Annotated in this window: 27 protein-coding genes and 2 riboswitches; of the genes, 11 read left to right on the plus strand and 16 right to left on the minus strand. The window is 41.6% G+C overall.

Annotated elements, in window-relative coordinates; translation table 11 throughout:
- Positions 1-128: 128 nt before the first annotated feature.
- Positions 129-1,469 (minus strand): sodium-dependent transporter, encoded by a 1,341-nt coding sequence (locus G343_RS0104350; RefSeq protein WP_020006893.1) that lies wholly within the window; start codon positions 1,467-1,469, stop codon positions 129-131.
- A 238-nt stretch (positions 1,470-1,707) separates the two neighbouring features.
- Between G343_RS0104350 and fdhD the strand changes: the two genes are divergently transcribed.
- A complete protein-coding gene (fdhD, locus tag G343_RS0104355; RefSeq protein WP_020006894.1) occupies positions 1,708-2,520 on the plus strand; it encodes a formate dehydrogenase accessory sulfurtransferase FdhD in 813 nt (270 codons plus the stop codon).
- A gap of 29 nt (positions 2,521-2,549) precedes the next feature.
- Here the strand turns inward: fdhD and G343_RS0104360 are convergent, their stop codons facing one another.
- Both G343_RS0104360 and G343_RS0104365 read right to left on the minus strand, forming a co-directional pair.
- A complete protein-coding gene (locus G343_RS0104360) occupies positions 2,550-3,329 on the minus strand; it encodes an N-acetylglucosaminidase (RefSeq protein WP_020006895.1) in 780 nt (259 codons plus the stop codon).
- Positions 3,330-3,478: 149 nt separating this feature from the next.
- The gene (locus tag G343_RS0104365; RefSeq protein ID WP_020006896.1) at positions 3,479-3,661 is read right to left on the minus strand and encodes a hypothetical protein; all 183 of its coding nucleotides are present in this window, start codon (positions 3,659-3,661) and stop codon (positions 3,479-3,481) included.
- 326 nt (positions 3,662-3,987) lie between these two features.
- Between G343_RS0104365 and G343_RS0104370 the strand changes: the two genes are divergently transcribed.
- On the plus strand, positions 3,988-5,346 hold the full coding sequence (locus tag G343_RS0104370) for an aldehyde dehydrogenase (protein WP_020006897.1): 1,359 nt from the start codon (positions 3,988-3,990) through the stop codon (positions 5,344-5,346).
- A gap of 106 nt (positions 5,347-5,452) precedes the next feature.
- Here the strand turns inward: G343_RS0104370 and G343_RS0104375 are convergent, their stop codons facing one another.
- Positions 5,453-6,763, minus strand: coding sequence for a Na+/H+ antiporter family protein (locus G343_RS0104375; protein ID WP_020006898.1), 1,311 nt, complete (start codon positions 6,761-6,763; stop codon positions 5,453-5,455).
- Between the two features lie 177 nt (positions 6,764-6,940).
- Here G343_RS0104375 and G343_RS0104380 point away from each other — a divergent pair, with 177 nt between their 5' ends.
- A complete protein-coding gene (locus tag G343_RS0104380) occupies positions 6,941-7,291 on the plus strand; it encodes a YflT domain-containing protein (RefSeq protein ID WP_020006899.1) in 351 nt (116 codons plus the stop codon).
- A gap of 28 nt (positions 7,292-7,319) precedes the next feature.
- On the opposite strand, the gene G343_RS0104385 is transcribed toward G343_RS0104380, so the two are convergent.
- Positions 7,320-8,315: a YeiH family protein gene (locus tag G343_RS0104385; RefSeq protein ID WP_020006900.1), complete on the minus strand. Its 996-nt coding sequence runs from the start codon at positions 8,313-8,315 to the stop codon at positions 7,320-7,322.
- A 96-nt stretch (positions 8,316-8,411) separates the two neighbouring features.
- Between G343_RS0104385 and G343_RS0104390 the strand changes: the two genes are divergently transcribed.
- Complete coding sequence (locus G343_RS0104390) at positions 8,412-9,305, plus strand: LysR family transcriptional regulator (RefSeq protein ID WP_020006901.1); 894 nt, start codon at positions 8,412-8,414, stop codon at positions 9,303-9,305.
- 3 nt (positions 9,306-9,308) lie between these two features.
- On the opposite strand, the gene G343_RS0104395 is transcribed toward G343_RS0104390, so the two are convergent.
- Together G343_RS0104395 and G343_RS0104400 are read right to left on the minus strand one after the other, a co-directional pair.
- On the minus strand, positions 9,309-9,623 hold the full coding sequence (locus tag G343_RS0104395; protein WP_020006902.1) for a DMT family transporter: 315 nt from the start codon (positions 9,621-9,623) through the stop codon (positions 9,309-9,311).
- Between the two features lie 2 nt (positions 9,624-9,625).
- Positions 9,626-9,964: a DMT family transporter gene (locus G343_RS0104400; RefSeq protein ID WP_020006903.1), complete on the minus strand. Its 339-nt coding sequence runs from the start codon at positions 9,962-9,964 to the stop codon at positions 9,626-9,628.
- Positions 9,965-10,021: 57 nt separating this feature from the next.
- Positions 10,022-10,117, minus strand: a riboswitch (guanidine-I (ykkC/yxkD leader).
- A gap of 95 nt (positions 10,118-10,212) precedes the next feature.
- Here G343_RS0104400 and G343_RS0104405 point away from each other — a divergent pair.
- Complete coding sequence (locus G343_RS0104405; RefSeq protein WP_020006904.1) at positions 10,213-10,740, plus strand: isochorismatase family protein; 528 nt, start codon at positions 10,213-10,215, stop codon at positions 10,738-10,740.
- Here G343_RS0104405 and G343_RS0104410 read toward each other — a convergent pair whose 3' ends face one another.
- A complete protein-coding gene (locus G343_RS0104410; protein WP_020006905.1) occupies positions 10,741-11,814 on the minus strand; it encodes a YkvI family membrane protein in 1,074 nt (357 codons plus the stop codon).
- 118 nt (positions 11,815-11,932) lie between these two features.
- The gene (locus tag G343_RS0104415) at positions 11,933-12,193 is read right to left on the minus strand and encodes a hypothetical protein (RefSeq protein WP_020006906.1); all 261 of its coding nucleotides are present in this window, start codon (positions 12,191-12,193) and stop codon (positions 11,933-11,935) included.
- A gap of 156 nt (positions 12,194-12,349) precedes the next feature.
- Positions 12,350-12,445: riboswitch (SAM riboswitch) on the plus strand.
- Positions 12,446-12,516: 71 nt separating this feature from the next.
- Here G343_RS0104415 and G343_RS0104420 point away from each other — a divergent pair.
- Both G343_RS0104420 and G343_RS0104425 read left to right on the plus strand, forming a co-directional pair.
- Positions 12,517-13,794, plus strand: a complete 1,278-nt coding sequence (locus G343_RS0104420; RefSeq protein WP_020006907.1) for an O-acetylhomoserine aminocarboxypropyltransferase/cysteine synthase family protein — start codon at positions 12,517-12,519, stop codon at positions 13,792-13,794.
- On the plus strand, positions 13,795-14,715 hold the full coding sequence (locus tag G343_RS0104425) for a homoserine O-succinyltransferase (protein ID WP_020006908.1): 921 nt from the start codon (positions 13,795-13,797) through the stop codon (positions 14,713-14,715).
- Positions 14,716-14,757: 42 nt separating this feature from the next.
- On the opposite strand, the gene G343_RS0104430 is transcribed toward G343_RS0104425, so the two are convergent.
- Positions 14,758-15,045: a chorismate mutase gene (locus G343_RS0104430; RefSeq protein WP_020006909.1), complete on the minus strand. Its 288-nt coding sequence runs from the start codon at positions 15,043-15,045 to the stop codon at positions 14,758-14,760.
- A gap of 16 nt (positions 15,046-15,061) precedes the next feature.
- Positions 15,062-16,099: a 3-deoxy-7-phosphoheptulonate synthase gene (aroF, locus tag G343_RS0104435; protein ID WP_020006910.1), complete on the minus strand. Its 1,038-nt coding sequence runs from the start codon at positions 16,097-16,099 to the stop codon at positions 15,062-15,064.
- Positions 16,100-16,506: 407 nt separating this feature from the next.
- Here aroF and G343_RS0104440 point away from each other — a divergent pair, with 407 nt between their 5' ends.
- On the plus strand, positions 16,507-17,370 hold the full coding sequence (locus G343_RS0104440) for a prephenate dehydrogenase (protein WP_020006911.1): 864 nt from the start codon (positions 16,507-16,509) through the stop codon (positions 17,368-17,370).
- 45 nt (positions 17,371-17,415) lie between these two features.
- Here the strand turns inward: G343_RS0104440 and guaC are convergent, their stop codons facing one another.
- Positions 17,416-18,399, minus strand: a complete 984-nt coding sequence (gene guaC, locus G343_RS0104445; protein ID WP_020006912.1) for a GMP reductase — start codon at positions 18,397-18,399, stop codon at positions 17,416-17,418.
- A gap of 254 nt (positions 18,400-18,653) precedes the next feature.
- Here guaC and argF point away from each other — a divergent pair, with 254 nt between their 5' ends.
- Together argF and G343_RS0104455 are read left to right on the plus strand one after the other, a co-directional pair.
- A complete protein-coding gene (gene argF, locus G343_RS0104450; protein ID WP_026366265.1) occupies positions 18,654-19,652 on the plus strand; it encodes an ornithine carbamoyltransferase in 999 nt (332 codons plus the stop codon).
- A 126-nt stretch (positions 19,653-19,778) separates the two neighbouring features.
- Entirely contained in the window at positions 19,779-21,155 is a 1,377-nt protein-coding gene (locus tag G343_RS0104455) for an MBL fold metallo-hydrolase (RefSeq protein WP_020006914.1), read from the plus strand.
- A gap of 33 nt (positions 21,156-21,188) precedes the next feature.
- On the opposite strand, the gene G343_RS0104460 is transcribed toward G343_RS0104455, so the two are convergent.
- From G343_RS0104460 to G343_RS0104475, 4 genes are all read right to left on the minus strand, one after another.
- Positions 21,189-21,830 carry a hypothetical protein gene (locus G343_RS0104460; RefSeq protein ID WP_020006915.1) on the minus strand — a complete coding sequence of 214 codons (642 nt, stop codon included), beginning with the start codon at positions 21,828-21,830 and terminating at the stop codon, positions 21,189-21,191.
- 79 nt (positions 21,831-21,909) lie between these two features.
- Entirely contained in the window at positions 21,910-22,734 is an 825-nt protein-coding gene (locus G343_RS0104465; RefSeq protein ID WP_020006916.1) for an SDR family NAD(P)-dependent oxidoreductase, read from the minus strand.
- 50 nt (positions 22,735-22,784) lie between these two features.
- Positions 22,785-23,864 (minus strand): AI-2E family transporter, encoded by a 1,080-nt coding sequence (locus tag G343_RS0104470; RefSeq protein WP_020006917.1) that lies wholly within the window; start codon positions 23,862-23,864, stop codon positions 22,785-22,787.
- Positions 23,865-23,933: 69 nt separating this feature from the next.
- Complete coding sequence (locus G343_RS0104475; RefSeq protein ID WP_020006918.1) at positions 23,934-24,713, minus strand: MerR family transcriptional regulator; 780 nt, start codon at positions 24,711-24,713, stop codon at positions 23,934-23,936.
- Positions 24,714-25,229: 516 nt separating this feature from the next.
- Between G343_RS0104475 and G343_RS0104480 the strand changes: the two genes are divergently transcribed.
- Positions 25,230-26,321: a PLP-dependent transferase gene (locus G343_RS0104480; protein WP_020006919.1), complete on the plus strand. Its 1,092-nt coding sequence runs from the start codon at positions 25,230-25,232 to the stop codon at positions 26,319-26,321.
- Positions 26,322-26,432: the final 111 nt, after the last annotated feature.

Raw genomic sequence — 26,432 nt, forward strand, 5'->3', positions numbered from 1 at the left:
AATTTTCTCCATATTCCTAATCCATGTTAGTTTTTCTAACATGGATTAATGATATACTTTTTTATATGGTCTTTAAACAAAAAATTGGAGAATCCAAAAAGATTCTCCAATGCGTGCATTGATTCGTCCTATCCGAATATACTGACTGCAAAGACGATTAGAATTGCAACCGGCAGCACGTACCTCAGCATGAATATCCATAGCTTGAAAACGCCCAGTAATTTCCCGTTTTCATCTACATTAAGCTGCTCCATAGCAATCCTTCGTTCCATGATGTAACCGACGAAGATTGTAGAGATAAATGCGCCTGTCGGTAACATGATATTTGAAACCAGGAAATCCACATTGTCAAAAATGGAGCGTCCGAATAGAATGACATCGCTGAGCACGCCGTATGACAATGAAGAAGGAATGCCTGCAAGCAGCACGAAGAAACCGAATAAGTACGCTTTACTGCGGCGTTTTCTTTCATTTCCTTTAATTGTATTCGCCACATTGATCTCAATCATAGAAATGGAAGAGGTCAGTGTTGCAAACAGGAATGCACCAAGGAAGAGGATATAGAACAGCATGCCCAGCGGAATAGCTTGAAACACCTGCGGCAGTACGATAAACACCAGACCCGGCCCTTCAGCAGCGCCCATACCCAGTGAAGCAATAGCAGGGAATACTGCGAGACCGGCCATGATTGAAATGGCTACGTTCATCAGCACAATTGAAATTGCGGACTGTGTTAAATTTTGTTCTTTTCCTAAATACGAAGAATAAGTAATCATTGTTGTTGCGCCAATACTCAATGCAAAAAATGACTGTCCAAGTGCATAGAGCAGCCCTTCAGCACTGATCTGGGAGAAATCCGCAGTCAGGAAGAAACTGAGCCCCTCCCCTGCACCCGGCAGTGTCACTGAGCGGATAATGACAATCAGGAATAAAATGAACAGCATCGGCATCATCACTTTAGAGGCACGTTCCAATCCTTTTTGAACGCCTTGTGCTACGATGAAAGCTGTTAAGAATATAAATACGGCCTGTGCGATAATAACGTAAAATGGATTTGCAATTATATTTTCAAATGCGACACCATAATCTTCGATCGCCACTACGCTGGCTAAATCTCCAATGGCAACAAGCAGATAGAGCAGTATCCAGCCGCCAATGACGCTGTAGAAAGAAAAAAGAAGGAAGACTGCGATGTTTCCAAGCCAGCCGAATAATCTATACGCCTTTTTACTTCCCAAATATTCAAACCCCTCAATCGGGTTACGCTGACTTGCCCGGCCGATAACAAACTCGGACAGTAACAGCGGCGTGCCTATAAACAATGTAAGAATCAGAAATACGAGTAAAAATGCACCACCGCCATGCTCAGCAGTCATATAAGGAAAGCGCCACAGCGCACCCAGTCCAATTGCCGAACCGGCCGCTGCCAGCACGAAACCTATTTTAGAACCCCATCTTGAACGTTCCATATCATTCCCTCACTTTTTTAATGTGTCTTCTATTCAGACTTTTTAATATGTTAGCATACCACAGACTTTTTGAACAATTTGCTTCTAAACTTTTAAGCAGCTGCATTTGTATTCCTGATCAGTTTCTGAACGCCGTTAAAATTTCAGTTCATTTACAAATGTATTATTTCACATTAAAATGAAACTGATTACATATCTGATAAACATCGGCTTTGGTCAAATTAACTAAAAGGTTGGGATGATTTTGAAAATCACATCTGACAGAGAAATAATCCGGTTTAAGCACGGACAGTTCGAAGAAACAGAAGATACTGTCGCGGAAGAATTTCCGCTTACAATTTATGTGAATGATGTGGAATTTGCCACTATGGTGTGTTCCCCGGATCATTTGGAAGAGCTGGTCCTAGGATTTTTAGCATCGGAAGGGGCTGTTCGTAAATACAGTGACATTGCTTCAATCAGCCTCGATGACCACGGGGGGTTCTGTCATGTTAAATTGAACCGGGAGATCCCGACAGATCATTTCAATTATTCAAAACGGGTGCTCGGGTCATGCTGCGGCAAAAGCAGGCAATTTTATTTTCAGAATGATGCAGACACCGCAAAAGTATCATTGTCAAAAACGACCCTTACACCCGCTCAGTGCATCACACTGATGAAGGACATGCAGGCAACAAGTACCATCTTTAAACAGACCGGCGGCATCCATAATGCCAGTCTCGGCTCACCGGAAGAAATGATTGTACATCGCGGAGATATCGGAAGGCATAATGCGCTGGATAAACTATACGGCCATTGTATCCAGCACAGAATCCCCGTCGGTGACAAAGCACTCGTATTCAGCGGCAGGATATCATCTGAAGTTCTGACCAAAGCTGCGAAGATTGGCGTCGGCATCGTACTCAGCAAATCGGCCCCTACAAACCTGGCCATCAAGCTTGCAGATGACCTCAATATTACCGCTGCAGGTTTTATCAGAGGGGATTCGTTTAATATATACACTCATCCATGGCGGATAACAGAAGACAGAGGCGCAAGCGTAAAAATTTGAAAAACCCGGAGACGCTTAACCAGGCATTTTCATTGATAATAGTCTTTATCGAAGTGATCACCAGAAATACCATGTGAGTCATAGTGGGCTTCCAAAATGTTTCCAATTTTCAGTGCCCATTCAATATCTGTTGCATACAAATGCTGACCCGGGTTTTCTGGATTCCAGCGCATTGCATACAATGTGTCCTGGCCGGCCCCAACATAATTGTTGCTGATAAACTGTGCACCTTGCATGATCGCCGCTTCCGGCGAGGTCCAATCGGATCTGGCTGCATAGCTGGAACCTTCAGAGACAGCCTGTTGATCAAATGCGCCAATGCCAAAGAAATTATAATAGGTGGTGCCCTCTACTTCTATACCCTGTGCCAGCTCTGATTCACCATTCCCGGTTTCCACCTGAGCATGACTGATCAGATACAATGCATTCAGCCCATGCTGCTCCTGTGCATTCAGGAACGTCTCTCCCTGCCCTTCAAGAATGCCCCGTCCTTCAAGCGTCTGATTCAATTCCTCTGCACTCAGATCCACAGTTTCGTCCAGCCTGAGAAATTGATAATCTGTACTGTTGCGAGAAATATCCATGGCATTTCTGATTTCTTCATCTTCAGCAGGTACCGCTGATTCATTCTGCACCCTTAAGTCCTCCGTCCCGGTATTCTGCTGTGTTTCTACCGCCGCCTCAAAAGTATGCGTATTTTGTTCATCCTCCATAAGCGTCGTTTCTGCAACTAAAAAAGTGATAAAAAATACTACCATCAGACCAAGCAGCAACAAGACAGGATAATCCTGTTTTTTTATAAAGTTCATTGATCACGGATCCTTAACCTCTAGTTTTATACTCTTCCATTCTAAACCATTGCACATGATAAAGTAAGCATCTGATTAATCAGACGCTTACTTTTTAAATGCATACTAACATACTGACAATAAAAAACTGAGTACGGCCATCACCGCCCTCAGTTGATCAGTTTATCATTTAAAGTTTTAAGCTTTTCAACAGTGTCTTTATCCAACTCATCATGATCCATCTCATTATCAATAATTGATTGAGCTTGTTCTATGGAAATATCCACCGCGCGGCTAATTTGATACGCTGTAAGTTTTTCCGATAACATTTTTAAATCTAAGCCTGTGTCCATAATTGCACCATCCCCAATCAATTCTTTGGAAGTAATTTAATTATACCACAGGAAAATAATTTAACAATTAATATGAAAAGTTTATAACAAATATATTGCCCTGTTCATGTATCGATTAAACATAATAGTTTATATTTTCTTCAAGTGCCAGTATAAACACCATCACTCAATTATGTAACTTTATTATACACACAACTTATTAAAATTTCATTAATGACAACCCTATGAATAAATCATCAGTTTATCCATGAGGCCGATATATATTAATAAACTTTACCGCATTAAAAATAATACATTCGGGTAATAATCAACCAGGGAGTGATTTCATGTATGAATCCATTTTTGCTAAACAGAAACAATTTTATCAGACTGGTAAAACAAAGCCGTTACATTTCAGAATAGAAGCGTTAAAGCAGCTCAAAAGGGCGATTAAATATTATGAGAAAGAACTCATGCAAGCGATGAGACGCGATTTCAATAAGCAGGAAGAAGATGCATATCTGACGGAAATCGGCTATGTATATAATGATATCAATCATACTTTAAAAAATATGAAAGCGTGGGCGGAGGCAAAAAAAGTGAAAACTCCGATTACACATTTCGGGTCAAAGTCCGTCATTCATAAAGAGCCCTATGGGGTCGCATTGATTATTTCCCCCTGGAACTATCCATTTAATCTTGCCGTCTCCCCATTGATCGGTGCGATCAGTGCAGGGAACACTGCTGTTCTAAAACCTTCAGAACATACACCGCATGTCGCGGGCGTAATCAGCGATATCATCGAGCTGGCTTTTCCCGACCATTACATCTCCGCACTCGAAGGCGGCATCGAAACAAATCAAGCGCTGCTCAAACTTCCCTTTGACTATATCTTTTATACGGGCAGCTCACATGTGGGCAGAATTGTCATGAAAGAAGCAGCAGAAAAATTGATTCCTCTCACGCTTGAACTTGGAGGCAAATCTCCAGCGATAGTTACAGAACATGCAAATTTGGAACTCGCCGCCAAAAGAATCGCATGGGGTAAATATTCGAATGCCGGCCAGACGTGTGTCGCCCCTGATTATATATATATTCAGGCAAATGTAAAGGAAATATTTCTTGAACATCTGAAATATTACACTCATAAATTTTATCACGAGGCATATATCAGCGGTCGATATATGCAAATAATCAATAACAGTCACTTCGAGCGTGTGAACAATCTCATTCAGGGCAATGTTGTGTATGGGGGACACAGCAATAGAAATGCCCGGATGATAGAACCCGCAATAATCAACGATGTGGAATTTGACCATCCGGCGATGCAGGAGGAAATATTCGGTCCGGTACTCCCGGTGCTCTCCTTTGAAAATTTTGATAAGGCAATCCTAGACGTCAGGGATATGCCGGATCCACTCGCATTATATATATTTACCGACAAGAAATCCGAAGCACAGGAAGTCATCTCACGTATCCCCTTTGGCGGCGGCGCAGTCAACGATGCAATGTACCATCTTGCAACACCGTATCTCCCGTTCGGCGGGCGCGGCAGCAGCGGCATGGGGAAATATCACGGCAAATATTCGTTTGACACCTTTACACATGATAAAAGTATTTTAAAGCAGACGACGCTGTTCGACATACCATTCAGATATCCAAACGCAGAACGGATCCAAAAGCTGATCAGATTTATCTGGAGATGATAAAAAGCACCTTTTTCTGCAAGATGCTTTAAAATAACGTCTATCGATATAACTTTAAAAGCTGTCATATCAATATAGAGAGAGAATCTATAAAATCAGAATAACGCTATAATATCATTCCGCCAAGGAAACCTGCTAGGATAACAGGGATGTTCAGAAATATGAATGTCGGCACACACGTATCCCAGATGTGATTGTGCTGTCCGTCTGCACTCAGTCCCGCTGTCGGTCCCAATGTCGAGTCTGATGCCGGTGACCCGGCGTCACCGAGGGCGCCTGCGGTGCCAATGATTGCTATAATCGCCCCCATGGAGAGCTCCATCTCAAATCCAAGCGGCACGAATATACTGGCTATGATCGGAATTGTTGCAAACGAAGAACCTATCCCCATGGTGATAATCAGCCCGACAATCAGCATTGAGCCGACAATCAGTGCTTTATCTCCTGCGAGCGTTGCTGCAATGCCTTCTACGAGCGATGTTACGTGGCCTGTTTCGGTAATAACAGCTGCAAAACCGTTGGCTGTCAGCATCACGATACCGATATATGCCATCATTTGAATGCCATTGACCAGCTCATCATCCAGCTTCTGCCATTTGAACTGGAAAGATAGGAAAAAGATCATAATTCCCGTCAATGCGCCAAATATCATGGAGTCTGTTGAAATTTGTACTGTAAATGTGGCAAGGACCGAAATGATCGCAATCAACACTGTAATCCTGTTCACTTTCTTTTTTTCCTGTGAAGCAATTTCAACCGTTTCATAACTTCTGGATTTCCTGTAATAGATAAGCGTGAATATCAGGCCGATAACGAATCCTGCAGCGGGTATGATCAGATTCGGTGCGACATCATCAAATGCAATTTCAACGCCCGCTGTATCGAAACTGGTAACAATCGTATTCTGGAAAATCTGACCAAAACCGACGGGCAGTATGAAGTATGGAAACGTCAGTCCAAACGTTAAAACAACAGCAATCAGCCTGCGGTCAATTTCAAGTTCATTCATTAAGCTTAGCAGCGGCGGTATTAATATAGGAATAAAAGCAATATGTACAGGTATCAAGTTTTGACTCATAATTGCAATAAGCAGAAGCGCAGCGATGATGGAAACTTTTGCTGTCACCCTCGCTTTTTTGGACTCTTCCTTATTCAATGCTTTGATGATAGAATCCACCAGGACTTCTGTAATCCCGCTGTAGGCAATAAGTGCAGCAAAACCGCCCAGCAGTGCATAGCTCAATGCTATTTCAGCCCCGCCGACAATGCCTTCAGTAAATACTGTAATTGTATCCATCACGCCCATACCTGCTGTCAGACCGCCTGCCAAAGCACCAATGAAAAGTGCAAGCACCACATTCAATCTGCACAGGCTCAATATAATCATGATAAAAACGGCAATTAAAACCGCATTCATTTGTTTTCCACCTTCCGATATGATGTCAATTCATAATATCGTTATGTTATAGATATTATATTTTTTTGTCAATCCGGAAAAGGTATGGGGAAAACATCGGTTACTAAAGATATGTTTGACTTTTCTCTGCACGGGAATTCTTATTAATGAGTAATATTCTACCAAGGAGGAAAAATTGTGAAACCATTTATCAAAGAGTATACGAATGACGACAGCCTTCAGGATCACATCAGGAAAATCTCCAACAGCAATGTTGACGACAACGATATATATGTTATCTCACATGACGATGACCGTACCAAAAGAATTGCACAAAATACAGGTGTAAATACTATCGGGATGAAAGAGATGGACGTTGGAGATGCTGTCAAAGCACCATTTGAGAAAAAAGGGGACGAACTGCGCAGCAAACTTCAGAACATTGGTTTTCCAGAAGAAGAAGCCAGCAGTTATGAAAATGAAATGGATAAAGGCAAAGTGTTCCTCATTGTCACGAACCACGAAAATGTTGAACAGATGCTGATTTAGAAAAAAGCCGCTCTATGAGCGGTTTTTTCTAAATCAGCATCATATAGACAATGATAGAAAGCAGTACAGACACTACAGTAATGGCGATCAATGGTTTCAATGCCCGCTTCATCGTCTCGCTTAAACTTATATTCAGGCCAAGGGCTGCCATCGCCATGGTCAGTATTACAGAAGTCAATTCAGAGATGCGGTCCATTACCGCTTCCGGTACCACAATATGATCACCAAGTACATAGCTGTTCAACAGACTCATTAATATAAAGCCGATCAAGAAGTACGGGAACACTATTTTACCGGCTCCGCCCGCACTATTTTTTCGATTCATTATCAATACCAGTATAAAACACAGCGGTACAAGCAGCAATACTCTCGAAAGTTTGGCCATGAGCGCTACTGCGAGTACATCTTCTCCCATCGGTTCTGCAGCGAGTGCCACATGGGCAAGTTCATGAAGACTCAGTCCGGACCATATCCCATAAGATAGGACATCAAGGGAAAGGTATGGCTCTGCAATGATATAACCAATTGAAAAAACCGTTCCAAGAAACGCTATAATACCGATACTGACCGCAGTATCTTCATCTTTTGATTTCAATATCGGGGCTGCGGCAGCGATCGCTGCCGCTCCGCACACTCCTGTCCCCACCCCAAGCAGCATGGTAATATTCATATCCGCTTTTAACACTTTTGCGAAAAGATATGCCGATACGATTGAAAATACAACAACGACTGCGGACTGCAGCAGCAATGTCAGTCCTTCACTGATAATAAGATCGATGTTCAGCTTAAGACCATATAAAATAATGGCTGCTCTCAGCAGCACTTTCGACGAAAACTGAATACCGGATTTGAGCCTCACAGGATAACCAAAAAACTGCCTATACAGGAAGGCTATGATTATGGCAGTTGCCAGCGGTCCAATATACTCGAGTCCGGGGAAATTAGACAATATCATTCCGATAACAGCAATTAAAAATGTAAAAAATATACCAGCTATGAAGCCGGTGTCAGTCAATTTATGCATATTGATGCCTCCACTGCTAATGATAACGCCCTATGATTGATAAGTGAAATAGTATATAATTATAATATTTATAAGCATTTAGTTATGGAGGTTAATATGATCAATCAAAGTCTGAAAGTATTTGTCGAAGTGGTGGAACAGAAAAGCTTTACGAGAGCAGCTGAAATTCTTCATATGACACAGCCTGCAGTATCAGGGTACATAAAGAAAATAGAGGAACAGCTTACTGTTAATCTTATAGATCGTTCCGGAAAAACAATCCGGCTGAGCCACGCCGGAGAAATATATTATTCTTATGCCAAAGAAATGATTGTCCTTAATGACAGAATGGAGAACCTCATCCAGGATCTTCAGAATGAAGCTAAAGGGCCGCTTCACATCGGTGCCAGTTATACGTACGGTGAGTATATTCTGCCCGAAAAAATTGCCCGCCTTATGGAACAGCATCCGGCGGTTTCACCGAAAGTGTCAATCAGCAATTCTGCCTCAATCATCAGAGGCATCAATTCCCATGAACTGGACATCGGGATTATTGAAGATGAAGAAAGAGATCGTTATAAAGGTTTGAACAGCACAAGACTTATAGAAGATAATATGTATATCATCGGGAGAAAAGATACTCCCGATAAACTGGATCCACAGTCACTGGCATCATCAACCTGGATTGTAAGGGAAGAAGGGTCCGGAACCAGAAGCTACCAGGATCAGCTTTTTAACTTGCTGGATATAAACCCGCATACCATCACCTTGAGCAGTACACAGGCAGTGAAAAATTCAGTATCACATGGCCTCGGGCTGACTCTTTTGTCAATCCATACGGTTGCAGGTGAGCTAGACACCGACAAATTGAAAATCATCAACGCAGACACCGTGGAACTCAGCAGGTATTTTCATCTGCTGACTCCTGAAGCCGTCTTCCATCCAAAAAGCACCCGCTCTTTTCTGGACTTGCTTAATATTGACAGCATCGAAACACACCATATTCCATAGTAATTATTCAATCAGCTTCAGTCCCACTACCGCAAAGATGATGAGGAGGATAAACATGATACGCCTGTAGTCTTTTGATTCATTAAAGAAAAACATGCCCAGCAGCGCACCGCCTGAAGCACCGATACCTGTCCATACCGCATATGCTGTACCCATCGGCAGTGTCTGCAGACCCCAGGCCAGAAAAAGGAATGACAGTCCGAAAAATAACAGTAATTGCAATAATGACGCCAACGTTCTCTCGTCATGCAGTTTGTTGATGGAAAGCACGCCAAAAACTTCGAAAACTCCAGCTAAAATAACTGACAACCATGCCATAGTTACTTCACCTCCTCGTTATCATTGTCATCCGTGACCATCTTCAATCCGAAAACACCAATCAATATCAGGGCGATAAAAATAATTTTAAGCGGAACAAACGGTTCTCCGAAAAGTATCATTTCTGAAATGACCGTACCAAATGCACCCAGCCCCACGAATATCGCATATACTGTCCCCACCGGGAGATATTTGCCTGCATTGATCATGAGATAAAAACTCACGTATATACAAACCAGAGTGAGCAGCCATTCGTACCACGCAGAGGCATGGGTCAGACCGATGACCCAGCCGACTTCAAAGATACTTGCAATAACCACTTTTATCCATTGTACACTCATCATTTGACCTCCTTAACCTTTTGATCCAAAATAAAAAACCTGGGAGAGAATAGAATTCTCTCCCAGGTTTTTATCCTTCCGTGTCATGGCATTACCATGAGCCTCCTCTCGGTCCAGACCTGATGCTGCAGCGGAACCCTAGGAAGCTTGTTTATTCAATTAAATGCATTATAAACGATATTGTATTAAAAATCAAGATTCAAGGCAAATTGACTTAACAGAACTTTCAACTTAATGGAGGCGTCAACATGCTGATAGCAATTGATCTGCAAAATGATATATTCGACCCATCCGGACAGAGATATGTTGAATGGACACAAAAAGTCCGTGACAGGATTGAAAACAGAATCCACAAAGCAGTAAAAGATAATGAATCGATTATTTATACCAAAAATCTCTACCCTGACTTTGAACATGAGAAGCGCACAACTGAAAGCATACGCTTTGACGAAAAATTATTCTGCCAATACAGGGAACTGCTTGGCGCGTATGGCGACGAGTATGCCAAGACCTTCTACGGGATCCCGCCGGCTGAAGCGCTTAGATTTGAGGAAAAGTATAAAGATGAAATAGAGTCAGGCTGTCATATCGAGTTTATAGGAGTTGAAACGAACATTTGCGTGCTGGCGAATATCGTGGTCGTTCAAAATATTTTTCCGCACGCATCCATCAAGGTGAATAAACATCTTGTGGCAAGTAAAAATGACGACCTTCATGATAAGACGCTGGAAATATTATCCAATATGAATGTCGCCATTATTGAAACTGCTGATTGATTAAACTTTTGATCTGTTTCTCCTCATCTTCAGTTGAATCCATTTATACAGCAGTCCTGCAGCAAGGATCAGACCAATGTATCCCATCAGCGGATATATAGCGCCAACAAGATCAGCGAATCCCGCGAAGCTCAATATATAACCGGCCACTAATGAAACAGGCAGTAAAATATTGTACTGCTTTGTTTTCGGCTTTGTAAACCTTGTAATGAATGGGTACAACATGCCGACAGCTGTGTTATAAATAACCAGCAGCATTGCAATGGATAACAGCGTCCCGAGTACCGGGCTGATTTCAGTGCCAAGCAGCAGCATTGGCAGCTCAACTTCGTTGACGGCATCCATTCTCGCAAGGATACCTAAATTAATCAGTAACATAAGAACGAGAATGAGGATACTTCCAACAATACCCCCCCAGCCGGCTGCTTTTTTCGAGCTAGTGCCTGAGCCCATCATCGTCAGGAAACTGAATGCAACGGCTACTGTAAACCCACTGTAAGTGATACCATCCCACCACCACGGACCAGCGGGCGTAAGTTCCGGTTTCGCATACTGATTCGCATCAGTCAGCGGCAGACTGGAATTGATGAAAGTAATTACTGCAATAATAATAACGACTGCAAGCAAATATGGTGTAATTGCACCTAATGCAATGACGATTTTATTGAAGTCCAAGTTCAATGTTATGTATACTGCAATGACCAATATTAATGAACCCAGCCACGGTGGAGTTCCAAAGCTTTCATAGAAAGTGGAACCTGCGCCGGCAACCATTATAATGGCAACACCGTATAAAAAGAAGACAAGCGCATAGTCCAATATACGTCCAAAAACGCTTCCAAATATGTCCATTATGGACTCAACATGGGATTCAGCCCTCAGGTCATGACCAACATCTGCTGTCCATTTTCCTGTAAAAAGAATAAGCAGCCCTGAGATTAACACTGCAAAAATACTTAAATAGCCGTTGTTCGTGAAGAACTGTAAAATCTCCTGGCCTGTAGAGAAACCTGCCCCCACTACTACACCTGTATAGGCCAGACCGATTTTCAGGACATCTCTGAAACCAACCAAACTCACCACTCCGTATGAATATTAATTTTAAACAATAACTTTATACTACACTTCTTAACTGTCAATCGCAAATAACATGTTTTTATTTCACTTCAATTTTGAAGCGCTAAGGCTCCCGTTAATCCCTCTGTTGCTTCGCCCGCTCATACAGATAAACTGCTTCTTCATCCCCAAGATTGAAATCGGTTTTTAAATGTTCAATTGTTTCTTTTTTAGTAAAACCTTCCCTGTCATACTTATGGGTACGCATCATCATTTCTTTCATTCTTTTCTGTCTGGATACAGCTAAACCGGTATGCTTCAACTGTTTTCTGCTGATGATAAAAAGAATGAATACTATAATAAGCAGTATGAGCACCGTCAGATCAATGGTTTCCATTCCTATCTTCCCCCATCCATTACCTCGTATTATATGATCCATCATTTAAATTTATATCGGCTTAAAATAACATGAATCACCCATGCACATTTTGAATTTTTCAAAGTGTTTGACAAATATATATTTAGTTAGTATTATTATAAACAATTAAATAATAACTTATCCAGAGCGGTGGAGGGACTGGCCCGATGAAACCCGGCAACCTTTTCAGTAAGGTGCTAAATCCAGCAGGTTTACCCTGAAAGATGAGTGTTACGAGAGTCTCCCTCATTTTTAAGAAGGAAGGCTCTTTTATTATTTACAAAACCATTGGAGGCGTTAAAATGACTGAAAATCACCGTTTTGAAACCAAACAGCTTCATTCCGGGCAGGAAGTGGATCCTGCAACCAATTCACGGGCATTGCCAATCTACCAGACAACATCCTATGTATTTGATAATGCAGAACATGGCGCCAATCTTTTTGGACTGAAAGAAACAGGCAATATATATACACGCCTCATGAATCCGACAACAAATGCGCTTGAAGTCAGAGTCGCCGAGCTTGAAGGCGGCGTTGCAGGTGTTGCCGTTTCATCCGGCATGGCTGCGATCACTTATGCCATTCAGGCAGTGGCACAGAGCGGAGACCACATTGTTTCCGCTGCAAGCCTGTACGGCGGTACACACACTTTATTTACGCACACTTTCAAAAAATTAGCCATTGAAACAACATTGGTGGATTCAAAAAACACTGATAATGTTTCACGTGAAATAAAAGAAAATACAAAAGCGATTTTCATCGAAACAATCGGCAATCCAGAAGGCAACGTGGAAGATATTAAGGCTTTGGCTAAGATCGCAGAGGATAATGGCATAGTGCTTATTGTAGATAATACATTTGCCACACCTTACCTGTGCCGTCCAATTGAACATGGCGCCCATATCGTCGTACACTCCGCGACCAAATTCCTCGGCGGGCATGGCACAACCATGGGCGGTATCATTGTAGACGGGGGTAACTTTAATTGGGATAACGGTAAATTCCCAGAGCTTACAGAGCCGGACCCATCCTATCACAATCTTATTTTCACAGAAGCGTTCGGTCCTGCGGCGCTGGCATTTAAAATAAGGACCACCTGGCTGCGGGATACCGGGGCCGCACTGTCGCCATTTAATGCTTTTCAGCTGACTCAGGGGATTGAGACACTTTCTCTGCGCATGGAACGTCATGTGGAAAATGCCCTGAAAGTGGCGGAATATCTTGAGAAGCATGAGAAAGTGGAATGGGTTGACTATGCAGGACTTGAATCCAGCAGATTTTATGATCTTAAGCAGGAATATCTGCCTAAAGGCGCCGGTTCAGTATTTACATTCGGTGTCAAAGGCGGACATGAAGCGGGTATCAAATTTATTGAATCCCTTGAGCTGTTCAGCCTCCTGGCGAATGTTGGCGATGCGAAATCACTTGTCATCCACCCAGCTTCAACAACACATTCCCAGCTGACCGAAGAAGAACAGCTTAAAGGCGGCGTGAAACCAGAAACAGTCCGCCTCTCTGTTGGTCTTGAGCATATCGATGATATCATTGAAGACCTTAACAGAGGTTTGGACGCGATATAAATGCCAATTAAAATTATAGAGGGGCTTCCTGTAAAAAATCGCCTTTTGGAAGAAAATATCTATACAATTGAGGCTTCAAGAGCCCTGACTCAAGATATCCGGCCATTAAGGATACTCGTTTTAAATCTTATGCCCAAAAAAGAGGAGACGGAGCTTCACCTGCTCCGCCTGCTGGGCAATACACCGCTTCAGATTGATATTGAATTCTTATATATGAGCTCACATCACAGTAAAAACACACCGACCAGCCACCTGCAAAAATACTATAATTCCTTTGAAGAGATAGAAAACCAGAGGTTTGACGGTATGATCGTGACCGGTGCACCGATTGAAAAGCTTGATTTTGATGATGTTGATTATATTGAAGAGCTCAGACGTATTTTAGACTGGGCGCAGACACATGTATATTCCAGGTTCTTTATATGCTGGGGCGCGCAGTTCGCATTAAATCATTATTTTGGCATTAAAAAGACAACATTGCCAAATAAGCTGTTTGGTATTTTCGACTACAGCAACCTTAAACCGGAGCACCCGTTTCTACGCGGTTTTGACGATATATTCAAAGTCCCTCAGTCCAGACACACATCCGTTGACAAAACTGCTCTAAAAAATACGGAGGGACTGGATATTCTCTCAGCACACCCTGAATTCGGACCGGACATTATGGCGACTAAAAACCAGCGGGATCTTTTCATCTTTGGGCACCTGGAGTATGAAAGAGAGACGTTGAAGACAGAGTACGACCGCGATATCGCAGCGACAAACAATATTGACCTCCCCCGCAATTACTTCCCGGAAGATAACCCGGATAATGACCCTGTATTCAGCTGGAAAAGCCACGGTCATCTGCTTTTTAACAACTGGATTAATGAAACTTATCAAAATACGTATTATAACCTTACAGAAATGGATAATCATTAAAACAAGGAAGCTAAGCAAAACCTTAGCTTCCTTGTTTTATGGTTAATGGGAGAGTTTTTGTCCGTTAATATTTTCATGTTGTCTTTTTCGGGAGAGTGCCATCAAATGCCTGAAGAAAGAGGCAGCATGCCGCTCTAATGTTTCATCTGCAAGTCTCTTCACATTTTTATGCACGACTTCTTCTTCTCGCTGTTCGTCAAAAATAGGAATGTCATTTTTATGCTTATACTCTGCAATCTTGACTGAAACCGCCATTCTCGCCTCGAAAAGCGCCATCATTTCCTTATCAAGCTCATCTATTCTGCCTCTAAGTTCCCTCTGTGTCTCCATTGGCACCCCTCCTTAATTATTTTTGCAGGATTGCTTCTGTGTTCGCTGTCTTTTTCTCAATCTTCAAAAGCATATTGATCGTCGTCATCAAGTCATCGAATTCTCCCGGTGTCAGACATTGCTGTCCGTCACTCCATGCATTTTCAGGATCCTGATGCACTTCAATCTGAAGCCCGCTTGCACCGGACATCACTGCTGATTTTGCCATGGAAGGGATGATATGCCTTACCCCTGCTGCATGAGACGGATCGACGATGATCGGCAGATGGGATTCTTTCTGAATCACCGGTACCGCCTGCAGATCCAATGTGTTGCGTGTTGCCGTCTCAGATGTGCGTATACCCCGCTCACAGAAGATAACATTTTCATTGCCGCCGGCCATGACGTATTCAGCAGACATCAACCATTCCTTGATTGTTGCTGAAATACCATTCTTAAGCAGCACCGGTTTATTTGTTTTACCAACCGCTTTTAACAGATCAAAATTCTGCATGTTTCGCGCACCGATCTGAATAACATCGACCATTTCAACAAACTCATCCAGGTAGTCTGTGGACATCAATTCAGATACTATCGGCAGCCCCGTCTCTTTCTTGGCAGTCTCCAGAATACGGAGTCCTTCAACTCCCAGTCCCTGGAAGGCATATGGAGAAGTCCTCGGTTTGAAAGCACCCCCTCTTAATGTATTGGCTCCCGAAGCCTTCAACTGCTTAGCAAGTGCTACTGTATCCTCTTCATTTTCCACTGAACACGGTCCTGCACAAACCATGAAATTTTCGGCACCTACTTTTACGCCATCGATGTCAATAACACTGTCATCTTCGTGGAAGAGACGATTTGCTTTTTTGTAAGGTGCTGAAATTCGATGAACTTCATCCACCGCTCTGTATTTAGCCATATCATTCTCCGTAATTTTAGACGTATCTCCAATCAATCCAATAATTGTCCGGTTCTTGCCGTCCGAACGATGCACTTCAAAACCAGCCGCCTCGATATTTGCCGTAAGTTCCTTAATTTCCTGTTCCTTTGCATCGTGTTTTACATGAATAATCATTCGTAAAACCTCCCATTAAATTTGATATAATAAAAACCGCCACTTATCCTGTAAAATAAGTGGCGGTGGAATTTATAAAATAATATAGTGCTTATCCTCTAGCCACTTATTTTGGTAAATGGCTAGACATCACAAAATGCTTTAGCCATCACTTGATACAAACAATTTGTTTTACGTTTGTACGCATGTGATGGGTACAAACGGTATCAAAAATAGCTAAAGTAAAATCGATTATGTTGTTGTTGTCTAGTGAGTAACATATAATCGCCTCTTTTTGGGATGTATTGGGAGTAATTATATATCTACAAAATGGGTTTGTCAATACAGAATTATCAGAAATATTTGATTGCATCAATAAAAGTTTAAGTATATACTATCAAAATATAATCAAATGTGGAGGTCTACCCATGAAAATAGTTATTGCCGGCCTGGGAAATATCGGCGGCTCCTTTGCCCTGGCCATCAAAGAGAAATCAACTGAGCATGAAGTTTATGCGATAGATATCAACAGAGATTCTTTAAAAGATGCCGAAAAGCGGGGGTTGATCAGAAAAGGTTACATCACACCTGCAGAAATAATCCCTGAGGCGGATCTGGTCATCTTCTCAGTTTATCCGATGATATTAAAATCATTGGTGGAAGCCTGTTCCCCTTACTTCAAGGAAGGGGTTCTCCTTACAGACGTCACCGGTGTGAAACGTAATATTATCAATGAGATAGAACCGCTTCTGCCTGAAGGTGCAGACTTCATCTTTGGCCACCCGATGGCCGGACGTGAGAACAGGGGCCTGGCATTCTCAAGCAGCGATGTCTTCCAGAGCGCCAATTATTTGCTTACACCGACAGAACGCAATAAAGAAGACAACATAAAGAAGCTCAGTGCATTCCTTAAACAGATTGGCTTTAAAAACATATCTTCAATCACACCTGACTTTCACGACGAAGTCATCGGCTTTACGAGCCAGCTTGCCCATGTCATCGCTGTATCGCTGATCAACAGCGATGATACAAACCGGAATACCAAGTCATATACAGGAGACAGTTACAGAGATCTTACCCGAATTACCAACATCAATGAGAAACTCTGGCCGGAACTTTTCATCATGAATAAAGATCATCTCATCAACCACATAAACGGCTTCAAAAAAGAACTGGACCGGATGACCGATGCCATTGAAGATGACAATGCAGAATCTATGCAGGAAATGATGATTGAAGCCAGGCGGCGATATCACGAACTGCATAATCTTGATATGTCTGACTGGGATTGAAAATGACCGGCTGGGTATACCCAGCCGGTCATTTTCAAACAGAAATCAATATATTTGATCACCATTAAATATGGAATTTTCAACCGTTACATAATCTACTGTTCGGATGGCCTCCAGGTTATTTCCACCCGCATAAGAAATAGAAGATTGCAGATCCTGCTTCATTTCAATGAGAGTATCCCGAAGCGGACCTTTATACGCTACAAACATCTTCTTGCCTTCTACGTTTTTCTTCTCGCCTTTTTGGGATTCTGACGCTGATCCAAAGTATTCTTTGTACTTTTTACCATCACGCTCTACCGTCTCTCCGGGAGATTCTTCATGCCCTGCAAATAACGAGCCGATCATCACCATTGAAGCACCAAACCTTACTGATTTCGCAATATCCCCGTGAGTTCTGATTCCCCCGTCTGCAATAATCGGTTTGGTTGCTGCCTTGGCACACCAGCGCAGTGCTGCAAGCTGCCAGCCGCCGGTGCCAAATCCTGTCTTAATTTTTGTGATGCACACTTTACCTGGCCCGATACCTACCTTGGTCGCATCCGCCCCTGCATGTTCCAGTTCCCGCACAGCTTCAGGAGTGCCCACATTACCGGCAATCAGGAACGTATCAGGAATATGTGCCTTGATGTACCTGATCATATTGACTACCGCATCCGAATGACCGTGTGCAATATCAATCGTGATATAATCCGGCACCAATTGTTCCGACTGCAATTCATCTATGAATCTGTATTCTTCCTCTTTCACTCCGACACTGATGGAAGTGATTAAATCTTTCTTCTGCATGTTCCTCATAAAGTCGATGCGTTCATCGGGCTGGAAGCGGTGCATAATATAGAAATAACCATTTTCAGCCAGTGTTAAAGCAATTTTTTCATCAATGATCGTCTGCATATTTGCAGGAACTATCGGAAGCTTAAAGCTGTGCTTTCCGAAAGAAACTGAAGTGTCACATTCAGAACGACTGCTTACGACACTTTTATTGGGAATTAACTGCACATACTCGTAATCAAACACATTTTCCATAGTTTTTGCCCCTTTAACACGAATGTTATGATACATATTTATAATTTTTGTTCGCCATTCGGTATTTTAAGTTATTTCTATATTAAAGTCAAATAAGCAATGTCAGTACAGCTCATCAGAAAATGGAAAGTATCTATTAAGTTATTTTTATGCACTTTATTAAATATTTATTTGCTTTTTTATTAATTTACTGTATAATGCAATTTATAAACTTTTCTAGGAGATGATTTCTTGGGGCGGCAAAACAATTAAAACTGCTAAATTTCAGAGGCAAAAACTTTTTAAAAGAAACCGACTTCGATCAAAATGAAATTGAGACCTTGATCGATTTTGCAGAAAAGCTGAAAATGAAAGAAAAACATAATATCCCTCAAAAATTCATGAACGGTAAGAATATTGCCCTGATTTTTGAGAAACAATCCACAAGAACAAGAGCAGCTTTCACTGTGGCTGCCAATAAGCTCGGTGCAACTGTTGAATATCTGAACAGAAATGATATACAGTTCGGCGGTAAAGAATCGGTCGAAGATACTGCAAAAGTGCTCGGCTCTATGTTCGACGGCATTGCATTCAGAGGATCTGAACAGTCAACGGTTGAAGCCCTTGGAGAACACGCAGATATTCCTGTATGGAATGCACTGACAGATGAATGGCACCCCACTCAGATGCTTGCTGATTTTCTGACCATCCAGGAACATTTTGGCACTTACAAAGGGAAGACAGTAACATTCGTTGGGGACGGCAGAAATAACGTCGCTCACTCCCTGCTCGTTACCGGTGCTATATTGGGAATCAACATTCATATCGTCGCACCGGAAACGCTTCAGCCCGAATTGTCAGTTCAAAAAACAGTCAAAGAGATACAGGAAAAATCAGGCGGTACTTCTCTGATCACCTCCGATGTTGAAAAAGGTATAGAAGACAGTGATGTCATCTACACTGATGTGTGGTGCTCAATGGGGGAAGAAGAACAATTGGCAGAGCGTTACAATCTTCTCAGGCAATACCAGGTCAATCAGGAAATGATCGACTTGACCAAAAAGCCAAATACCATTTTTCTGCATTGTCTGCCTGCGATACATGATACAAATACGAATGTCGGTCAGCTGGCATACGAAAAATTCGGAGAAGTTGGACTTGAAGTGACTGATGAAGTATTCAGAGCCGAATATTCCAAAGTTTTTGAACAGGCAGAAAATCGCATGCACTCAATCAAATCATTGCTTGCTGCAACATGCGGCGAAGTATTCTGACTTTTAAGGGACGGAGACATTTTCTCCGTCCCTTAAATTTTGTTAAGATATGCTTAATCTCACCATTTCGCCTTCAATCTTTCATATAATTGGGGGTGAAATCCATTTTTAGAGGAGAGTGTCATTATGTTTTTTAAACAATTGTATGACAGCAAGCTTTCTCAGACATCCTATCTCGTAGGATGTCAGCAGACTAACCAGGCCGTGGTTATCGATCCTTCCAGAGTTTTGGATGCTTATATTGAAGTCGCAAAAAATGAAGGTTTTGAAATCACTCATGCAGTTGAAACGCATATCCATGCTGATTTTGCATCAGGATTAAGAGATACTTCAAGAAAACTTGATGCCACCATACACGTTTCTGATGAAGGCAATGACGATTGGAAATATCAAAATGTCCCTGAAGATACAGTATTTTTAAAAGACGGTGATGTGATTAAGGTCGGTAATGTCGACTTGGAAGTGATCCACACGCCGGGCCACACGCCAGAAAGTCTCAGTTTTATCCTGATTGACAAGGGGGCAAACACCGAAACACCAATGGGTGTCTTTACCGGTGATTTTCTCTTTGCGGGTGATATCGGAAGACCGGATCTGCTGGAAGAAACAACTGATACTGAAGGCGCAACCCAGGAAGGCGCAGAACAGATGTATGAATCCATACAAAAAATTAAAGAATATCCAGAGCTGATGCAGATCTGGCCAGGGCATGGCGCCGGTTCTCCATGCGGTAAATCCCTGGGCGCCGTCCCCCTCTCTACTCTGGGGTATGAGAAACAGAACAACTGGGCATTCAACACTGAAGATAAAGATTCATTCATCAATACGCTGACCAGTGACCAACCGGAAGTCCCCAACTACTTCGGACAGATGAAAAAATTAAATATAGAAGGCCTGCCAGAATTTAACTTGAAAGAAATAACTGTAGATACACCTGAGTCACTCATCGGCCAAGTGTTCGATTTAAGACCATTTGAAGATTTTTCAAAAGGTTTCAAAAATGGATCGATAAACATTCCTTATAACAGAAAATTCCTGTCATTTGCAGGATGGTTCATCGATTACAATCAGCCCATGACAGTTATTGCCCCTCCTGAAATCAACAGAGAACTGCAAAAAGATCTGGCATCGATCGGGTATGATCAGTTGAAATTGATTGTCCCGGCCAATGAAGCTGCCGAATATTTCGATGACAGCTACGAAAATGTTTCACCTGAAACATTTAATCAGAATTATAAGAATGCACACGTTCTGGATGTAAGAACGGCGGCTGAATACGAAGAAGATAATGTAGACGGTGCCGTTCTCACACATTACGGTCATCTGTTTAAAAAAGATCTTCCTTTTGACAAACAGGATAAAATCTATGTCCACTGCAAGTCAGGCGTACGTTCCTCTATAGCCTTAAGCGCCCTTAAAGCACAGGGATATGACAATGCCACAAATGTCGACCAGGGGTTTATCGGCATTAAAACAGCAATGCAACTTGACACAACGAATTAAAAAGAAGGAAACAACAAAACGGATCGCACCTCTCTATGGGAGCTGCGATCCGTTTTTATCTTTCATTCCTTCTTGCGTTGTTACCATCACGTAGATGATACTGCCCAATATCCACCACTGGATCATGGTTAATGAGAGTATTGTCTCACCATTATAAATCAGGAACCTCACTGTCAGGTGCATTATAAACAGCGATATAAAAATTAACCATAACGCCCTGAAACGCCCTCTCATAAAGTACATTAAGATAAGTGCGATAAGCGATACTAACGTTAGCGTAACATACGGCCACTGTGTAATCACCCTCAGTTCAAAAACACTGTACAGTGTTATCAAGGCGATGTTAAATATGCTGAATGACTCTGCATAGAACAGACTATCCGATTGATATAATAAGTAGGCAAACATAACAACCAGTGCGATCAATAATCCAGCGTTTCCCCCGTTACTATAAAGAAGTCCGGCAGGGTTATTGATGAATTCATCAAAACGGAAGGGAATGTAAGTAAGTTTGGCAACTAAAAACAGGAGAATTCCAGCATTGAGCCATTTATTAAAAAGGTGTTTTTTCTGATCAGAATTCCAAATAATCAAGTAGGCAACCAGCAATGCCGCTACGATTGCAATGTATATTGAAGATATCGAACTTCCTCCAATATTAAAAGTTTCAAGCATAATATCAGTCCAATTCGAAATGTTGATAGCACTTTACTAATAATGACATTATTAGTATAAAATTTAAAGCATTCTGCTATTACCTTAACTTTTTCACACCTTCTCTGATGACGAAATCATAGATAGATGCAGGTAATAATTTACTTAAAAGAGACAAACCAAGAGAACTGCTTGTAGTCCTGTAAACTGACTTTACTCTATCATCAGTCAATGCTTTCACCATAATATCCCGTGTATGTGATACAGAGGGCGCCCGATCGAAAGATTTCAGCATAAACGATTTAAATGTCTTCATGAGTGATGCATAAGGCCCTTTTTCTGTATCAATGTAATTATTCTTTAAAGCTGTTTCTCCAAAAGGCGTTCTTACAATTCCCGGTTCAATCATGACAACCTCTATGCCGTGGGGACCTATTTCCTGTCTCAGTGCGGTTCCCAAGGCTTTTATACTATGTTTTGAAGCTGCATAATAGCCCATGCCAGCACTTGAGACATGTGCGGCGGAGGAACTCGTTATAACAATTCGTCCGGAAGACCTTTTTCTCATGGAAGGCAATACGGAACGTATCGTTTCTACAGCACCAAATACATTAACCTCAAACTGTCTGATCATCGCTTCATTCGGCACTTCTTCAAACGTACCATACATGCCATAACCCGCGTTCACCATTAAGGCGTCGACCTCCCCTGCTTCGTTCTCAATTTTTTCCTTCGTTCTGAAGATCTCTTCATAATCAGTGATGTCCAGCGGGTAAGCATAGGCGCCTTTTTTCACAAGTGTATCCAACAGCGATTCTCTGCGGGCACTTACACATATGATATGATCAGTTTCCCTCAGCAATTTTAAAGCAGCAGCCAGTCCAAAACCGCTTGAAGCTCCTGTAATCCAAATCACTTTTCTCATAAAGTTCTCTCCTAACCTGCATAAAAGACGTTCTTCATGATGAAGAACGTCTATATATCCTTTAGCATTTTATCGGAAATATTATGGCGATATTTAAATATGTTCTGAACGATTGTTTTGATCACCGCATAAAACGGGACTGCCACAAAAAGTCCTGCTATTCCAGCAATATTACCAGCAGCGAGTACAACGGTAATCACGGTTAAAGGATGAATATGAATTCCTTGACCCATTACTTTCGGCGTTATGAAGTTTGCATCAATAATCTGTGCAGCGAGGGTGATAATACTTACCCATACAGCCATAACAGGATCTTGTATCAGCGCAAGTAACAGCGCAGGCAAAAAAGCAATCCATGGCCCGATATAGGGGATCAGGTTCATGAGCAGTGCAAATAGTGCCAGTAATATCGCATAATCAAGTCCAATTATCGAATAACCGATATACAGTATCAGTGATAGTATAATACTGTCCAGTACCTGTCCATGTACGAATGCTCTTAATGTATCGTCGATATCATGGAGAAGCTCATTCAAAAATTGTTTTATCTTCCCTTTAAACGGAATCAAGATACCCGGGATAACTTTTTCATGATCCTTAAGCATAAAGAAGAAAAAGAAAGGGACGAGTATTAATGTCAAAAGGACAGCGATAGTATTTGCCAGCGCAGTGATAATCCCGGTTGTAACCCCCTCGAATGTGTCACTCAGCTGGCTGAACAGTCTATCTGTATACTCCTGCACATCAAATGGCAGCCTGTCCCTTTGGCTCAAAACAAATTCAAGTATCATTTCAAAGTCTCTTTGCAACTGGGGCATTTTCGTCATGAAGTTCTGCGTTTCAATGATGGTCATAGGCACTACAATAGACAGCAGTGCAGCGATGACCAGCAAAACAATAATAAAAATTAAAACAATACTCAATACCCTGTTAAATTTATAACGCTCCAAAAAACGTAATATGGGTACGGTCAGATAATATAACAGACCTCCAAGAATTAACGGAAGTAATATTGTTGCAAGGATAATGAATATTGGGCTAAAAATTATCTTTACGTTAAGAATCAGTGCAATAATGAGCAACGAAATAACAATTGCGATTCCTGTTTGAAACCAGTTTTTATTTGTCATCGGGTCATTTCCTTTACTGATTTATAGATTACTCAAATGGAAGGACTGTCGTTACATTACTGATTTGTACTATTTAAAGATGCTGAAGAATCTTTTTAATACACTTTTTTCTTCCTGTTTTGAATATTCCTTCTCATTTTCCGTGGAAACATTCTCTTGTGGCTTCTCTTCATCTGTCTTCTGTGAATATTCATAAGCACTCATATCAATATTCGACTTCGCAGTATGATCATTTTCGGTATTCCCGGAAGAATCCTCACTGTTAAAGGAATCCGTGTCGTCACTGTCAGCTGTAATACTTTGTGACTCATCACCCATTATATCATCAGACTCATTTGTAACCTCATCCGAGCGGCTCGAAAGTGCTTGATCCCCAAGTTCCACTTTTTCATCATCAGCATTATAATCCAACGAAACCTGTGGGTTATACCTGCTGTATGAATCAAGTCTTTCAACCAGATGATGAACATTATCCTTCAATGCCCTGTTTTCCTGCTGCATCGTATCAAGCTTCTCCATAACATTTCCAAGCATTCTATTGATATCGTTGTTTGTAACGTTTATCGGCATGTTCTGACCTTTTTCAGATACAATGTGCGGGACCTGCTCTATAATTTCATCAGCAGCAGTTTCCATTGTATAGCCGGGTTGTTTAGCCAGTCTGATGAACTCCTGCAGTACAGATACATCCTCATGTGAGAACAGCCTTCTGTTATGCTCATCCTTGGCGACTTCATATTTACGGTCTTCGAGCAGCCTGACATATTTGCGTACGTTCTGATCAGAAAGCTCGACCATATCTTTTACTTGAGCTGTTGTATAATACACTGAATGATTTGTTTCTCTCATCTGATATCTACTCCCACTATATAATCGTTATTTCCCATTATATCGTCTATCACTACAAATTTCCACAGGTCTTTTGTAAAAATCTTTCCATATATATTTATATCGTTGCTATAATATAGGTGCGAACTGCATTATTTTATTATGATAATTTGAAATGAAGCGCTTTAACGAATTATTTTTTTACGTGATGAGTATCGTAATAAAAATCATAAAACAGATGCATAGGATAAAGTATTATTATTTTCTTATATTGCTTAACGTTTCAAATTGATGATGCTATATACGTTACAAATACAGGTTTATATCTAATCGATGAGAATACATGCCATGAGGTTGACTTTAATCAATATAATTTGTATATTAATTTAGACACTGATTTAATGAACAATTGTAGACTCGAAGCGCGGACCTGGTCATCGGCTGCTGAAAACTAAGATTGAACACAATATTTTCCGTCCTCCAGTCCAATCTTATTGGGCAGAAGGGCGTTTTTTATAATAACTGGAGGATGATTGAATGCAAACCAAGCTTGCTCAAATTGGCATCACTGAAGATTCAACAGGGGCTACAACAAGTCCGATTTATACAGCGACAGCGTATGAACATAAGGGGCTCGGTAAATCTACGGGGTATGACTATACCAGAACCAAGAATCCCACCAGGTCCAATTTTGAAGAGGCATTTGCAGCGCTTGAAAATGGAACAGCCACATTTGCTGCATCGAGTGGAATGGCAGCAATTCAGCTGGTTTGTACGCTTTTTAAACCTGGGGATGAAGTACTTGTCAGCTTTGATTTGTACGGTGGGACATTCAGATTGTTTGATTTCTACGAATCCCAGTACAATATTAAATTCAAATATGTTAGTTTCGCTGATCTGGACGAAGTGAATGCGCATATTAATGACAGTACGAAGGCGTTTTTCATAGAACCCATTACGAACCCTTCCATGATCGAAGTGCCGCTCGCACCATTATATACCATGGCTAAAAATAACGATATAATGACAGTGTTAGATAACACATTCCTGACTCCTTATTATTACAGGCCCCTGGAAGATAACGCCGATGCCGTAGTGCATTCCGCCACAAAGTATATCGGTGGGCATAACGATGTGCTTGCCGGTGTCGTAACTGTTAATGATAAGACATTATCTGATAAACTAAATGAACACCATAATATGATTGGTGCAACACTCTCGCCATTTGACAGCTATCTGCTATTGCGTGGTCTGAAAACATTACATGTACGCATGGACAGGGTGACTGAAAATGCTTTGGCCCTTGCAGAACATTTTGAATCCCATCCTGCAGTACAAGAAGTATTATATTCAGGCAGAACCGGAATGATGAGTCTCCGGCTTACAGAGGAATATGACGTGGGGGCATTGCTGGAAAACATTGAGGTCTGTACATTTGCTGAGAGTCTCGGCGGCACAGAAACTTTCATCACATTTCCATTCACACAAACGCATGCAGATATGCCTGATGAAGAGAAAATCAAGCGGGGGATTGACGACAAACTCATCAGATTATCCGTAGGCCTGGAAGACCCAGAGGATATTAAAAACGATTTAAATAAAGCCTTAAAAAAAGCTAAAAAGATATAGGCTATGGATTATTCGAAAAAAACTATGATTCTACTGCATTTTTAAGACAGAATTCAGTTGATAAGGATATATTAAAATGCTCTGAAATCAATGTAACCAAGAAGAGGCGCC

This window comes from Salinicoccus albus DSM 19776, assembly GCF_000385175.1.
GTDB lineage: Bacteria > Bacillota > Bacilli > Staphylococcales > Salinicoccaceae > Salinicoccus > Salinicoccus albus.